The 14093-nt window shown below is 56.3% G+C and carries 11 protein-coding genes; 1 reads left to right on the top strand and 10 read right to left on the bottom strand.

Annotated features, from left to right (window positions below; genetic code table 11):
- Window positions 1-129 precede the first annotated feature (129 nt).
- From RHM68_RS14840 to RHM68_RS14800, 9 genes are all read right to left on the bottom strand, one after another.
- Window positions 130-375, bottom strand: a complete 246-nt coding sequence (locus RHM68_RS14840) for a hypothetical protein (protein WP_322223805.1) — start codon at window positions 373-375, stop codon at window positions 130-132.
- A gap of 205 nt (window positions 376-580) precedes the next feature.
- Window positions 581-907: a hypothetical protein gene (locus tag RHM68_RS14835; protein ID WP_322215962.1), complete on the bottom strand. Its 327-nt coding sequence runs from the start codon at window positions 905-907 to the stop codon at window positions 581-583.
- A 221-nt stretch (window positions 908-1128) separates the two neighbouring features.
- A complete protein-coding gene (locus tag RHM68_RS14830) occupies window positions 1129-1479 on the bottom strand; it encodes a hypothetical protein (RefSeq protein ID WP_322215959.1) in 351 nt (116 codons plus the stop codon).
- Window positions 1476-6299: an RHS repeat-associated core domain-containing protein gene (locus RHM68_RS14825; RefSeq protein WP_322215956.1), complete on the bottom strand. Its 4824-nt coding sequence runs from the start codon at window positions 6297-6299 to the stop codon at window positions 1476-1478. Before RHM68_RS14825 ends, RHM68_RS14830 begins: the two co-directional genes overlap by 4 nt.
- On the bottom strand, window positions 6296-7081 hold the full coding sequence (locus RHM68_RS14820; protein ID WP_416195198.1) for a DUF4123 domain-containing protein: 786 nt from the start codon (window positions 7079-7081) through the stop codon (window positions 6296-6298). Before RHM68_RS14820 ends, RHM68_RS14825 begins: the two co-directional genes overlap by 4 nt.
- Window positions 7026-9068 carry a type VI secretion system tip protein TssI/VgrG gene (gene tssI / locus RHM68_RS14815; protein WP_322215953.1) on the bottom strand — a complete coding sequence of 681 codons (2043 nt, stop codon included), beginning with the start codon at window positions 9066-9068 and terminating at the stop codon, window positions 7026-7028. The genes RHM68_RS14820 and tssI overlap by 56 nt, the downstream gene beginning before the upstream one ends.
- Before the next feature lie 131 nt (window positions 9069-9199).
- On the bottom strand, window positions 9200-9718 hold the full coding sequence (locus RHM68_RS14810) for an Hcp family type VI secretion system effector (protein ID WP_322215950.1): 519 nt from the start codon (window positions 9716-9718) through the stop codon (window positions 9200-9202).
- Between the two features lie 312 nt (window positions 9719-10030).
- Window positions 10031-10336 carry a metalloregulator ArsR/SmtB family transcription factor gene (locus RHM68_RS14805; protein ID WP_322215948.1) on the bottom strand — a complete coding sequence of 102 codons (306 nt, stop codon included), beginning with the start codon at window positions 10334-10336 and terminating at the stop codon, window positions 10031-10033.
- A 98-nt stretch (window positions 10337-10434) separates the two neighbouring features.
- Window positions 10435-11565 carry an alkene reductase gene (locus RHM68_RS14800; RefSeq protein ID WP_322215946.1) on the bottom strand — a complete coding sequence of 377 codons (1131 nt, stop codon included), beginning with the start codon at window positions 11563-11565 and terminating at the stop codon, window positions 10435-10437.
- Between the two features lie 278 nt (window positions 11566-11843).
- Here RHM68_RS14800 and RHM68_RS14795 point away from each other — a divergent pair, with 278 nt between their 5' ends.
- A complete protein-coding gene (locus RHM68_RS14795; RefSeq protein WP_322215944.1) occupies window positions 11844-12521 on the top strand; it encodes a type 1 glutamine amidotransferase domain-containing protein in 678 nt (225 codons plus the stop codon).
- A 104-nt stretch (window positions 12522-12625) separates the two neighbouring features.
- On the opposite strand, the gene RHM68_RS14790 is transcribed toward RHM68_RS14795, so the two are convergent.
- Complete coding sequence (locus tag RHM68_RS14790; RefSeq protein WP_322215942.1) at window positions 12626-14026, bottom strand: VOC family protein; 1401 nt, start codon at window positions 14024-14026, stop codon at window positions 12626-12628.
- Window positions 14027-14093: the final 67 nt, after the last annotated feature.

Genomic DNA, 14093 nt, shown 5'->3' with positions numbered 1-14093 from the left:
CGGAGCCTTGATTGCGAATATGCTTAGCGTGCTTAAGTCTACTTTACTACAGACCCAAGGCGACCAGCTCCAGTTCTGGAGGCGATGAAGCGGTTAGGTGTCCCCGTCGCAAACGTTCATCTAGCCTAGCTATAGCCAGTGTCTCGGAAGCTCCAGAGCGTAGTTTTTGGCTACCCTTTTGAGGGTAGCTAATATCTCGGCGTGTCGAGCTGTATCAGCGGGTTGCCAGGTAGGACGGCGATCCAGCAAGGTTTTCAACTCTCCCAGGTTGTGCATTCCCAGTCGATGGAAGTTGCCCCAGCTGGCGATGCCAAACAGATTGTAAATCACTATGGTAGCGTCACGTTCACTGGCCAGGCGCTTGTTGCCGGTCAGCTTCTCGGCTGCTTCCTAGGCGTCGTCTCGATCGTCGTAGGTATTGAGGAGTTTCATGGAAGCCTTGAGTTGGTTTTTTTTGGGATTTTACTAGACTCAGCTGCTTCCATGCTTTTTTGTTGGTCTTTCACGTGCCAAAAGGCGGTCGGTTAGATGCCCCTCATATTTTTACTAGAAAGTAAACCTACCTAGTTTCATGTGCCTTCTAAGGCTTCAATTTAAAAAAGTCGTCATTTTCAAAGTAATGAATAAAGGCTTTGTATGCCATGTCTAAATCGAAGGAGCGGTCCTGCTCTTGTAGATTTTTTATAATGGATGACAGGTCGTCGCAAAGTAATACATATTTGTAGTTGATTTTCGACATTTCTACAGGGTTGTCGTCAGTATCGTAATCTTCGAAATTGTCTGGGGTTTCGATAATTGCTTCGCAGTTCAATCCCCATTTTTTTGTGTCTTTGGGTAAATAGAGTGCATATTCCCAATCTAGGTTTTCAGCATCAGAAAGAACATCGGAAAATTTTCTATTTTTCATTTGGTTCATCATTTATTTCGACAGTCACCCCAAATTTCAATCCCGCCTTTTTTGGCCTGTATGGAGGACATCAACCACTCTCCAGGATCTGTGCTGAATCGTTGGGGTAGTTGAAAAATACAAAAAATTAGCCGTCTATCCTTGCTCTCCCCACAAGCTAACAAAATCATAAAAGTTGCTAGCAGTAAATGCGGGGTTGCCGTAGTAGTCATGGAGAACTTTTACGCTGTTTTCTCTTCTTCGGCCAAAAATAAACTCTGCAAGTCACCAGCTAGTGTCTTGTGGTCCTCGCCGTAAGTAAGTGAGAATTCATCATTTGCGCCATCAATTGTACTAACCCCGTCGATAATTCCCAGGATGTTCGATGTGGTGTCAACCATTGCCTGCTTAACTATTTCAAAAAAAACTTTTTGCTGTTCGCTAGGCAACGAATTGAATAGGGCTAATGCTCGCTTCCAGTACTCATCGGTTGCACTCTCAATGGGTGTGTTGAAAAATAGATCTTTGTAAATGGAAATGTTTTCGTCTATGACAGTGGTTTTGAGTCCAGTCACAAAATCTTTCGGATTCATTTGGTAGTTGCTCCCTTGGAAAAAGCTTCAGGATAAGAATCTTTGTTCATTTTTATTAGTTTTTTTAGTTGTTCGTTTGGTACATCTTTATAAACTCGCCGAAGTTCAAAAATGTCACGTGCAAGAACCTGTCGTGGATTCGATAGTCCTGCTGTGCTTCGGGAGACGATACCATTTGGCCCTTTGATTGTATGGCCAACCTTAGGAACAAGAATTGACGGTGCCGTTGCTGGATCATATCCAGAAATCATATCTTTCATCAGCGCTTTCTGCCCGACGTGGTGAGCATCAAGTCCCGGTACGGTACCCTTAATTTCGTTATAAGGACCTACCGTATATTTACCTGGTACCTCTGGCTTCCCTTCATCTACTTTGGCTGTAGTAGCCGGATCCTCCACCACACTTGTGGGCTTGCAGTTGGGGCCTCCAGGGCAGTTGTCCAACCCCAACGGATCCACCCAACCCGTAGGGTTAGGCACGTACTGGTAGTTGTTCAACCCACCCGCGAGCTTGATCGGATCCGGGGTCAAAAACCGTCCAGTGCCCGGATTGTAGTAGCGATGGCGGTTGTAATGTAAGCCCGTCTCGGCGTCGAAGTACTGACCCTGAAAGCGCAGCGGGTTGTCGATTTCGGCGACGTCCAGCGTGGCGAGGTTGCCGTAGGCGCGATACTTGGCGGACCACATGATCTCGCCGCTGTAGTCGGTGAGTTCTTGCGGGGTGCCGAGGTGGTCGAGTTGGTAGTAGAACGGTTCGGCCTTGAGCGGGCCTTCTCCGTTGAGCATGGCCAATGGGCGGAAGGTGCCGGGCTCGTAGATGTAGCTGCGGTAGCGGTTGTTGGCGCTTTCGGCGATCAGCCGTTCTCCTTGCCACAGGAACTCGGTGGTATGGCCATCGACGGTTTTAGCGATACGGCGGCCGAAGGCATCGTATTTGTAGCTTGCAACGCTGCCGTCAGGAAGGCTAACGCCGACCAATCGATGCTGGCAGTCGTAACTGTATTCGGTGACGAGCTTTTGTCCTGTTCCGCGGCGCTCACGGCTCAAATTGCCAAAGGCGTCGTAGTCGTAATGGCGATCGCCCTGCATCAGCAGGCGGTTGCCTTTGACGTTGGCCACGTTCGCGGTGGGTTGGTCACCTTGACCTAGAAGATTGCCCGCAGGGTCGTGGGCAAAACTTTCCGGGGTGGCGCCTCGAACGTTGATCAAACGGTCGAGCGGGTCGTAGTGATAACTACGATTGCCCTTGCGGCTGTCATCGATGCCGGCGAGGTTGCCGTTGGCGTCGTAGGCGTAGCGGCGCTGGAACAGGTTGCGGTCCTGCTGGCTGACGCTATGAGCTTGCAAGCGGCCTTGTTCATCGTACTGATATTGACTGAGCAACAAGCCTTGCTGGCGCTGCTGTTCACGACCGGCGCTGAACTGGTGTGTGGTCAAGCGCGAGCCATTGAGGTCGATGCTGCTCAGGCGACCGCCGGATTGGTGGCGATAGTCGAGTTTGCTGCCGTCGGGCAAGCGACAGTGGCTCAGTTGGCCGAGTTGGTCGTACTCGTAACGCAGGGTTCCCCAACCTTGGTGCTCGGTGATCAAGCGGTCTTGCAGGTCGTATTCGTAGGCGAGCGGCCAGTGACCGTCGTCCACGTTTACCAGGCGACCAAGGGCATCGTAGCTGTAGTGAATTTCCTCGCCATCAGCCAGGGTTTTCACTATCAAGCGGCCAGCGGCGTCGCGTTGGTACTCGGTTACCAGTTCGTTGCCGTCATCGCCGAATTCAGTTTTTTTCAGCAACTGGCCGTTGAGGTCGTATTCATACGCGGTACGACGCCCGTCGAAGCCGGTTTCCTGTTTGATGAGTCCGTTCGGGTAGTAATCGAGGTGGTAGTGCTCGCCACGTTCGTTTTCGATCTCACTGAGCAGTAGGCGCGAGTTGTCGTAGCGATAACGCAGTTGGCTGCCGTCCGGGTTGATGCGGCGGCTGACCAGATGCAGGCCATCGGCGTATTCGTAGCGGGTGAAGCGGCCCAGTTCATCGCGTTCGGCGGTGACGCGGCCATAAGGGTTGTAGCTGAAAGCACGGGTGGCGCCGCCGGGCAGGGTGATCTGCGCGAGGCGGTTGGCGTTGTCCCATTGGTATTGGGTGATGGCGCCGCTTTCTTCCTGACGGGTGATCTGCCGACCCAGTGCGTCGTAGCGGTATTTGCGCTGGCCGCCGTCGGGTAGGCGTTCTTCGAGCAGTTGGCCGAGGTTGTTCCAGCCCAGTTGGTGGCGACTGCCGTCCGGGTGGCGGATTTCCAGCAAACGGCCCTGACGGTCGTAGCTGTAGTGGGTGGAGTTGCCGTCCGGGTCGATCTGTTCGGTGATGTCGCCTTGGTCGTTGCGCCAGTATTTCCAGGTCGCCTGACCCCGGTTTACCACGCGCACGAAACCGTTGTAGTACTCGTAAGTGGTCGGTGCGTCTTCCGGCGGGATTACCGCGACCAGTCGGCCAGCTTGGTTGTACTGGTATTCGGTCACCGCGCCGAGTGGATCTTTCTCTGCAATCAAACGACCTTTTTCGTCGTAGGCTTTGAGGTGTTCGGCGCCATCCGGATCAACCTGGGCGATCAGTCGCGCTTGATCGTCGTGGGTGTAGACCTCTTCACTGCCGTCAGCGTTGGTAACGGTGACGCTGCCCTTGTCATTCCAGACGTAGTGCGCATCCATCTGCGAGAAGCTCGCCCAGTGATGGATACAGCGCGCTGACTTGCCTTCCTTTTCCCATTCCCAAAAAAAACTCGCGCCACCGGCCAGTTGTCGCTCAAGAATCACGTTCTGATCGTTATAGGCGTAGCGCTCGGCTTCGCCGGCTGCGTTCTTCGCCTCGATCAGGCGGCGCTGGGCGTCGTAGCCATAAGTGACCAGTGTCTGGACCGTGCTCCAGGCATCTTCCAGGTTGTCCGCCGGGCTAAACTGCTGATAGTCGACGGCGATGATGTGCTTACGGTCGTAACGCAGGAGAAGGGCACGACCGGCGCCGTTATCGACGCGTTTGATGCGCCCGTGAATGTCGCGGGCGATGTGCAGGCGATTGTCGTAATCATCGCTGATGGCGATCAGTGTCGCGCCCTTGCTGTTGTAGCGGAAGTGGTAGAACTGGGTACGTTCGCCGGCCTGAGTGAGGATCAGTTCTGAGGGAGCGTCGCCGAGGAAAATCGCTGCTTCCGACAGGCTGTTGGTGATCGCCGGTCGTTGTACGCTCGGCAATGGGAACGTGGTGATGCGGTTTTCGTGGTCGGTCCAGACCACCTCGTCGCCCGCGATATCGACCCGTTGCGCCAGCGCGTGACTCCAGCCGTAGCCGAGTCCGCAATCGATTTCTGCGGCGCTGGTGCGGTACAGGCGTGTCCAGTTGAAGGGCAGCAGACCACCGAGTTCGCCATCGGTCAGTGTCAGCAGTTCTTCACCGGTGACCATGGAGACGGGGCAGTTGTTGGTGCAGGTTTTCTTGGCGCAGGTGGCGCTTTTCTCGTCGGGGTTTTTCGACTGTGTGGACGCGTCGTCGACTTTTTCCTTCTTCTCCAGGGTGGTTTTCTTTTCTGTTTTGTTTCGGGAAAAAGCGGAGGCGTTTTTCTCCAGTTGTGTAGGGGTATCGCTGGTCTTTGGCACTGGGCCTTTAGCAGTTTTCGCCGTCGCTTCTTCGATCTTTAACGCAGCGGTTTTGGACGCGCTCATCGGCACGCCTTGCGCGCTGGCAACGAGCGGTTTCACCGTCTCGCCGTGCGCTTTGAGAGCATGAGCCTTACTGACGTTAAGCAATTTTTCGGCGAGTTCCTCCAGCATTTTGACCGCTGTACCGGATTTGACCTTGGCCAGGGTTTGTGTGCCGACGCGTACTGCCAGGCCGACGCCACCAGTGAGGCATATGCCCAGTAAAACGTTGATCAAAAATGAGCTGCTGATAGCGGTGATCACTTCGACACAGAGCTGTGGCGACAGCATGCCGACCCAAGCGATGATCGCCGACACGTAGATGAACATCAGCGGTTCATCGCTGAGAATCAGCAGGCCGGTGGCAATGGCTTCCTTGGAGGCGGAGTAGAGTTTGTCCAACTCCTCCTTAGTCAGGTACTGGGCGAGTTTTTTCGCAGACTTGATAGGGTTCGCCAACAGTTCAAACAGATTTTTGACGTCATCCCAGAGGCCCAGCAGTGCTTTTTCCAGGCTGTCGAGCGCTGACTTTACAAGAATTGCAGACCGGCCCATTCGGTCAGTTGCCGAATAGCTGGCCCATTGCGTCTGGAACTTGCCCGACCATTCACTTTTAAGCCAGCCATCCAGATTGCCGATGACGCCCTGGTAGGAGGCATACAGTGCTTTGACGTTGCTTTTGGAGACGTTTGGGAAAAAAGTTATACGGTACAGCTGACCCCGTTTGCAGCCCTTGATGATTTCAATACCACTGGCGCCGATCGTTGCAGTGACTACAGGACCGACCACGTCGTACCCGATCATCGCTTTCTTGACCGGTTCGAGTTTGACCGGGGTGTTGCCAATGGGCACGAACCGCGCGGCCTCAAACATATGGATCAGCGTGAAATCACCCAGCAAAGGGCAGGTGGCGAATGTTTCAACCGCGCCGGTCTTGGTCTTGCGCTCACTGACGCTGACTTCGTTGCCCACCTTGAACGTCTGGTTTACATCCAATGCCCAGCCGGTCCAGAAACTATCGGCCCAAGCTTTGTAGTCGCTGAGGCAGTTATTGAAGTCCTTGAGAATGACGTTCACGTCTGGGGTCTTGGCGTCGAGAACTCGAATAACCAAATTGCCGATGGGATCAATCATGACGTGACTTCCTTTGTCAGCTCAGCAGCAAGACGCTCTGCCATATCTTCTGTATTGGATTGTTGGCGCACGAAGCGCTCGACCTTGTGACGCAGGTTACTTTCGGGGAAGGCAAAGAAGAGTTCTGGGCAATCCTCTCCTAACCACTGCATCAAGTTGTCGACGACGGTGGTGTGGTCTTTCTCTGCCAGCGTGTCGACTAACCCCTTCGGCACCTCCCACCACGGCCAAGACTTCACCGGTGGCACGCCCCTCGGTCCAACATCCAGTTTTTGGCCATTGATCAGATAGCGATCGAACACTGGCAAAACCTCGCCAGCCCCGTTACCAAGTCCTTCAAGTATCGGAAAGATATGCCGCCCATCCCAAAACCGAAAAAACACCTCGGTCCGGTCGGGCATGAACACCTGAGTCAAACTGCGAAGGTGCTCAAACACCACGTCCGGGGTGCTGGTGGAGACCGCCAACCAGCCCCAATCCTGGGCATCGGTTTCGGCAATCCACTGAAGAAAACCGGCGGTGGGTTTCAGCTCAGCGAGGTAGGGCATGACGGGCTGCCAATCGGCGTAAGGCGTGCCGGTCCAGATGGGGATCAGCTCTGGAGCCATGTCTTGCTGGTAGAAAGCTTTGAGTGGCTCGGCATCACTGGCAGCACTAACAATCAAATAAAGCCGTTCACCCACCTGCAACGGTCGCTCAGCCAACCACGCCTGCGGAGTCAAAAGATCAGATCGCACAAGCACCTGCCTTGCATTTCTCGCACTCTTCACAGAACGGCGCATTGCGTTTCAGCGTATTGATCTGCGCCGGGGTCAGTACGGCGCCAGCCTTGTCCGCATCCGCCTGCTTCAACGCCCCCGGCAACAAAGGTGCTGCGCCTGTGCCACTCCCCGGACTGCCGCCGGAGTTCATGTTGATCACCGGCCCGCTCAGCGTGACACCGCTGCTGTCGATCTTGATGAAGCTGCCGCCGCCCTTCAGGGTCAGTTCGCTGCCGGCTTCGAGTACGACTTTCAGGCCGCTGCTGAGATGGATTTCCTGCCCGGCTTCGATGAATTGGCCGGTGCCGATTTTGATGTGCTGGTTCACACCCACGGTGAGGTGGTCGTTGGCGCGGGTTTCGACTTTGCGGTCGGCGTAGACGGTGTGGTGTTCCTCTGCTTTGAATTCGCTGTAGCTGTTTTGCTCGACGGTGTCGTAGCGTTCGTTACCGACGCGGATTTTCTGGTCGTGCTCGACGTTCTCGTCCCAGTCGCGCTGGGCGTGCAGGAAAATTTGTTCCTGACCCTTTTTGTCTTCGATGCGCAGTTCGTTGTAACCGCCGCCACCCGGTGAACTGAGGCTTTTGAAGGTGCTGCGTGTTTTGTTCGCCGGCAGCTCGTAAGGGACGACGTTTTCCTTGTGGTACAGACAGCCGCTGATCAGCGGTTGGTCGGGGTCGCCTTCAAGGAACGACACCAGCACTTCCATGCCGATGCGCGGGATGGCGATGCCACCGTAGTGGGCGCCGGCCCAGGCGGAGGAAACGCGCAGCCAGCAGCTGGTCTTGTCGTCGGCCTGGCCTTCACGGTCCCAGTGAAATTGCACTTTGACGCGACCGTATTGATCGCAGTGGATTTCTTCACCTTTGGGGCCGCTGACCACGGCGCTTTGGCTGCCGAGAATGCGCGGCTTCTTTTGCGTCAGGGGCGGGCGGTTCGGCACGTCCCACGGTGTTGCCTGGAAACGGTTGCGATAGCCTTGATGGAAGTCGTCCTTCAATGCCGTGGTGTCGCTGGTGACCGACTCCTCAAGCACTTGTGGCTGCTTGCCTTCGTGGAGGATTTCGGTCAGCAGCCACAAGTCGTTCCATTTGGCTTTCGGGTGTTGCGTCAGGGCCAGGAAATGGCCGCTGATCAGCCGTGGCTGATCGCTTTTGCCTTCGGCCAATTGGAAGTCGCTGCGGTGACGTTCAAGGGCGCGTTTGGCCAGGTGTTTACCACGCTCGCGGTCGATGAAGCGACCGGGATAATCGTAGTCTTCGAGGTCGGGCAGGGCGTCGCCACGGTTTTCGCTTTCAAGGGTGATGCGCGGTTTTTCGAAGTCGTAGTCGCGGCGGGTGGTACGGCTGGTGCGGGTTTCCACACGCAGGTCGAAGCGCTTGATCACCGGGTCGCTGGCAACCATGCCGGAATCCTGCTGGTAGGCAACGGGCGCGAGTTTCGGGAACACCGTCTGATCATCGCCGAACACCAGCCTGTGGGCCGTGGCGCTGTGTTCGAAGTGGTAATGAATACCTTCTTCTTCGCACAGGCGCTGGACGAATTGCAGGTCGGATTCATCGTACTGAACGCAGTAAATGCGCTCGGGATAAATCGAGCCGACTTTAAATTCATAGGCGTTGCTTTGAATGCCGTGCTCTTCGAGGACCGTGCCGACGATTTTCGGCACACTAAGGTTCTGGAAGATGCGTTGGTTGATGCGGTGCGCCAGGTAGGATAGTTGCGGGCGCAGGGTCACCGCGTAGCGGGTCAGGCGTTTGCCGGAATCACCCTGGGCGGCGCGATAGATCTGGCCATGAATGCCGCTGCCGTCAGGCGAGAGCTGCAAAAAAGCCGGTTTGTGCAACAGCGTTTCGAGGTCCAGGGACGGCTGCTCACTGACCAGATCGACCTCAAAGACAAAAGGCTGGCTGATGGCTTCCCGACCGTGCAGGGCAAGCACCTGGAAATCGTTATCCAGGCCTTCGATAGTCAGGGCAAAGTGAGTCTGATTGGCCGGCGCGAACATCCCTTGTTCCTCGTGCAGTGCTGCGGCGCTCGCGGCACCCGTGCAGGGGGCTTGCGGACGCTAAAATTCTTGAAGGGCGCAAACAACATCGACCAGCAGAGCTGGCCGATGCTTGAAACGGTCGGCCAGACTTAGCCAGCGACCGGGGAACGCCAGTCATCGGAACCCGAAGTACCAGATACTTCGTGGGTCCAGGTGATTTTACGGTAGGTGAAGTACACGTCTTCCAGGTGGGTGAAGTGCGAGTTCGCCGGGTCCTGGCAGTTGTGCATGTAATCCTTGATGTCGACGATGATAGCGTCTTCAAGTTTGGTGGTGTAGTAGTGCTCTTGGGTGCCTTGAGCCGAGGTGCGATACCACTTGATTTCGATAGTGGTCATGCGCTCGCCCGAAGTCAGAGCAGCCAGCAGCAGTGGGGAAGCTTTGTCGAAGACCTTGGTGATCATGACAGGCTTGTGTACACGCTGACCGGTAGGCTGGCCGGATTGTGGGTCACGCGGAATGATGATGTTGCTGACGAACGCCTGAACCATGACTTGGTCTTCATGACCTTCCTGGTAGGTGTTGCCAACGGAGTCAGCAGTGAACGCGCCGGCAGTGATCAGGCCTTGTTTTTCGCCGGTGACGGACATGTACGCTGGTGTAGCCATGGAGGTGCTCCTTGCTAAATAAGTGAGGGTGCCCGGGAGGCGGTATCGCCCGGTGGGTGCCTGACTGTTATCAAGGTCCGTGCCATATAATTAAAAAACTATATAAATCATATAGTTAATATTATTTTTTACTGCCGTTGGCGAATCTGTTCGGTGATTTACCAGAAAAGTGCGCAAGAAGTTGCGCACTACTGCGCAACTTCTTGCGCACTTGGCCGCAGAGCCTGGCAGGGCAGGCGTTCAGCGGGAAATGAAAGTTTTTTTGCAGGAAGCAGTGCGCAACTTGTTGCGCATCAAGGCAATGAGCCACTGCTAGAGAAGAGCGCCGATGTGCTCGACGAACTGCGTGATGATCGCGTCGTTACGGCGGTAGTAGGTCCAAGGCCCGATCCGTTGCGAGGTCACCAGGTTCGCTCGTTGCAATGCGCTGAGGTACAGCGACACGGTGGACTGCGACAGGCCGACCTTGTCCTGAATGATGCTGACGCACACGCCGATTTCTTCCGGGTCGCGTTCCTGGGTCGGGAAGTGAACACGCGGATCTTTCAACCACAGCATGATTTGCAGGCGTGTCGGGTTGGAAAGGGCTTTGATAATGTCGTTCAGATCAAGGGTCATGGCACAGCCTTAGGGCCTGTTCGCGGTGTCGAAATAAGCCGGAACCATAAGGCCGGCAGATCGGCGCTGTTAGTCATAGGCCGGATCTGCCGGGCAGTTTACAGCGTCGGCTGGTAGCGCGGGTAATCGCTGTAACCAACGGCGGTTCCGCCATACAGGCTGGACGCATCCAGTTCATTGAGCGGCCACTGGTTTTGCAGGCGAGCTGGCAGGTCCGGGTTGGCGATGAACCAGCGCCCGAAACCGATCAGGTCACCCCAATCGGCATTCAGCACGTTGTCTGCGCGCTCGCACGAGTATTTACCGGCATACATCAGCAATCCGCTGAAGGCTTCACGCACGGCCTGACGGAAGGTGACGGGCAATTGCGGGGCGTTGTCCCAATCGGCTTCGGCCAGCGATACGTAGGCAATGCCGATCTGTTCCATCAATTTGACGGCGTGCAGGTAGGTTTCATGCGGGTTCTCCTCCACAAGACCGAGGTAAACCCGCGCTTCGTCGGTGCTAGCGAACAGCGGCGCAAAACGCACGCCAACCCGGTCTTTGCCCACAACGGCGACGACTGCTTCGGTGATCTCGCGTAAGAAGCGCAGGCGATTGCTCAGCGAGCCACCATACTCATCGGTACGTTGGTTGCTGTGTTCGGAGATGAACTGGTTGACCAGATAGCCATTGGCACAATGCAACTCCACCCCATCGAAACCAGCTTCCACGGCGTTGCGTGCCGCCTGGGCGTAGAGTTGGACAAGTTCTTTGACCTGCTCGGTACTCAGCGCTTGTGGCATTGACGGTTCAGCCAGTGCCCCGGTGCCCGGCCCTGTCTCGATGAACACGCTCACAGCGGTTGCCGGTATCGCCGAAGGCGCGACGGGTGCTGCGCCATGGGGTTGTAGCGAGGTGTGCGAAACCCTACCAACATGCCACAGCTGGGCAAAAATCGGCTTGCCCTCAAGGTGTACGGCGGCGGTCACTTGTTTCCAGCCTTCGATCTGTTCCTGGCTGTGAATGCCCGGCGTCCAGGCGTAACCTTGGCCGCGCGGTTCGATCTGGATACCTTCGGTTATGAGCAATCCTGCGGTGCTGCGCTGGCGGTAATACTCGGCCATTAGCGCATTGGGGATGTTGCCGGGCTGGGTGCTGCGCGAACGCGTCAGTGGCGGCAAAACCAAGCGGTTTTGCAGGGTGAACGGGCCTAGACGGATGGGCGTGAAGAGGGTGGAGCCGGTCATCGGTAAGTCCTGTATAGCGGAATTCGTGAGTGCGGTCGTGCGCCGTCAGCCAGTAGCCGAGGAGGGTCGCTATGAATGCCTTTATAGGAGTATCACGATATTGCGATATATCAATATCTAAATTTGAAAAGATTCCGTATTATTCGACCCCACCGCATCAGAGCACGGGTGAAACAGCTGGGTGATGAGTGAAACGAACCGCGCTGTCGGGTGGTCCATGACTCAGTACCCGCACGCCGTTGAGCGTCTGAACATTTCTGAAATCAAGTGAGAACGATATGAAAATCCTGATGGTTCTAACGTCCCACGATCAGTTGGGTGACACCGGCAAGAAAACCGGCTTCTGGCTGGAAGAGTTCGCCGCACCGTATTACACGTTCAAGGACGCTGGCTCGCAGTTGACCTTGGCCTCGCCTAAGGGTGGCCAGCCACCCCTGGACCCGAAAAGCGACGAGCCAGACGCGCAAACCGCTGCCACCGAGCGTTTTCGCAAAGACTCGGCGGCCCAGTCCGCACTGGCCTCTACGGTCGTGCTGGACAGCGTAAAAGCTGAAGATTTCGATGCGGTTTTTTACCCAGGCGGTCACGGTCCACTTTGGGACTTGGCCGAAGACACGCATTCGATCGCTTTGATCGAGGCGTTTTACACGTCGGGTAAACCGGTCGCCAGCGTCTGCCACGCACCGGGCGTGTTGCGTCATGTCAAAGGTGCGGACGGAGAGCCGTTGGTCAAAGGCAAACGAGTGACCGGTTTTAGTAACACTGAGGAAGCCGCGGTGCAGTTGACGGATGTTGTGCCGTTTTTGGTGGAAGACATGCTCAAGGCCCATGGCGGTATTTACTCCAAGGCCGATGATTGGGCGAGCTATGTAATCACCGACGGGTTGCTGCTGACAGGGCAGAATCCAGGTTCTTCCGAAGCAACAGCTGAGGCATTGTTGGCCGCACTGCGCTAAGCGCAGGACAGCTAATACAGGGTCTGAAAACTACAGGGTCTGAAAACTACAGGGTCTGAAAACGTTCAGGTGGCGAGCGAGTACGCTCGCCACCTGCGTCTGCTTCAGCGTTTACTGCGAATCAAGGGTAATCCCATTGCCTCGCCGCAGGCTTGAATCGAGCGTTGCTGCGTATCGGCATACAGCCCCAGCTCGTCAATCGTCGGCCGTCCCAGCGCTTTTTCGAATGCTTGCTGGTTCGAATGCTCGCCGTAATGGCTTTGCGCTGCGTCCCCCAGGTTCGACTGGAATATCCCCGCGGCACTGACCGGCAAAAAATCCTCGTACACCAGCGGCTCCGCCCGCACATACCCAGCACTCAGCAACTCTTCCAGCGATGGCGTGTTCAGTTCTTCCGCCGCCAGGCCTTCTGCCGTGACCACGTAGCGAAAGTACGCCAGCTCCTGTTGGCGCATGCCTTCCACGCTGTCAGGGAATTCGCGGAAGTGTTGCGCCATCAACTCGTTGTAACGCGCCGCGTTGGTTTCATTGGGGAACGCGTTAAGTTCGTCGCGTGCGGCATTCAGTAATCGGTCGTACAGCGCCCGGCCTTTGGGCGTGAGCGCCGCGCCGCGCTGCTCGATTTCGCCGAAACGGGCGCTGTGGCTGCCCAGCGCCTGGGCTTGATCGGTGAAGGCAATCGGCTCGTCCAGCGCCTTGAAGCTGGTTTGGCGCAGCAGGATGGGGCATTGGCGACGAGGAGGGCCTTCGATCACGGCTTTCGGGGTGATCCCATGGGCCGGCATCTGTGCCTGGACGATGTCGATGTCCAGCGTGCGCGGTGTCAGGTGGTTGATGTGCGGGCCTTTGAAGGCGACTACGTCGGCGATCAACCGATGCTCGGCGCTGAGTTGCTGGTATTGCGCAGCGGTGACGGTGGCGCTGTGGTGCCAGCGGAACGTTTCCAGGGCCTGTTCGACGAAGTCCTCGGCTTCCTGTTCATTGAGGCCACCCAGTGTTTCGGCGTGCTCTATGAGCGTCAGCACCCACGGCGTGAAGATCGAGCGCTGGTCGAGTACTGACTGGGCGAAGTCGCGCAGCTTGGGGTCTTCAATCAGTTCCAGGCGCAGCAGCGAGGTGAATACCCGAAACGGGCTGACCTGCAACGCCGCTTCATGCACCGCGCGAAATGCTGTGGAATGTACCGGCACTCCGGCCGGTGTCAGGTCGTAATACCCCACCGGCTGCATACCCATTACCGCGAACAACCTTGCCAGGGTCGCCAGTTCCGCAGCGCTGCCGACGCGGATCGCACCGTGGCGTTCCAGGTCCAGGCGCTGAATTTCTCCCGTGCTGTTGAGCTGTCGGGCGATCTGCGGATCGTTTTCCAACACATGCCGGTTGGTGTGCTCCACCAGTTCCAGCAGCGCGCCGTAAAGCGGCACTTCTTCGCGGTACATGTCGGACATCGCTTTGGAGAAGCGCTGGCGGATCAGGTCGGGGCTGACGAAGCGGGGCTGGCTCATGAAAAAATTCCTGGCGCTAATACGGATAAAGCAAAAGATCGCAGCCTTCAGCGGCGCCGACAAACGA

It is taken from the genome of Pseudomonas sp. DC1.2, from assembly GCF_034351645.1.
Taxonomy (GTDB): Bacteria; Pseudomonadota; Gammaproteobacteria; order Pseudomonadales; family Pseudomonadaceae; genus Aquipseudomonas.
The sequence above is the reverse complement of the archived record's forward strand: the minus strand, read 5'-3'. Positions and strand labels throughout refer to the sequence as shown.

Bases quoted from the DNA above. Each gene is read 5' to 3' on its own strand.
- RHM68_RS14835 (WP_322215962.1), bottom strand. From the start codon at position 907: ATGAAAAATAGAAAATTTTCCGATGTTCTTTCTGATGCTGAAAACCTA.
- RHM68_RS14820 (WP_416195198.1), bottom strand. From the start codon at position 7,081: ATGCGCCGTTCTGTGAAGAGTGCGAGAAATGCAAGGCAGGTGCTTGTG.
- RHM68_RS14830 (WP_322215959.1), bottom strand. From the start codon at position 1,479: ATGAATCCGAAAGATTTTGTGACTGGACTCAAAACCACTGTCATAGAC.
- RHM68_RS14800 (WP_322215946.1), bottom strand. From the start codon at position 11,565: ATGACCGGCTCCACCCTCTTCACGCCCATCCGTCTAGGCCCGTTCACC.
- RHM68_RS14790 (WP_322215942.1), bottom strand. From the start codon at position 14,026: ATGAGCCAGCCCCGCTTCGTCAGCCCCGACCTGATCCGCCAGCGCTTC.
- RHM68_RS14805 (WP_322215948.1), bottom strand. From the start codon at position 10,336: ATGACCCTTGATCTGAACGACATTATCAAAGCCCTTTCCAACCCGACA.
- tssI (WP_322215953.1), bottom strand. From the start codon at position 9,068: ATGTTCGCGCCGGCCAATCAGACTCACTTTGCCCTGACTATCGAAGGC.
- RHM68_RS14795 (WP_322215944.1), top strand. From the start codon at position 11,844: ATGAAAATCCTGATGGTTCTAACGTCCCACGATCAGTTGGGTGACACC.
- RHM68_RS14825 (WP_322215956.1), bottom strand. From the start codon at position 6,299: ATGATTGATCCCATCGGCAATTTGGTTATTCGAGTTCTCGACGCCAAG.
- RHM68_RS14810 (WP_322215950.1), bottom strand. From the start codon at position 9,718: ATGGCTACACCAGCGTACATGTCCGTCACCGGCGAAAAACAAGGCCTG.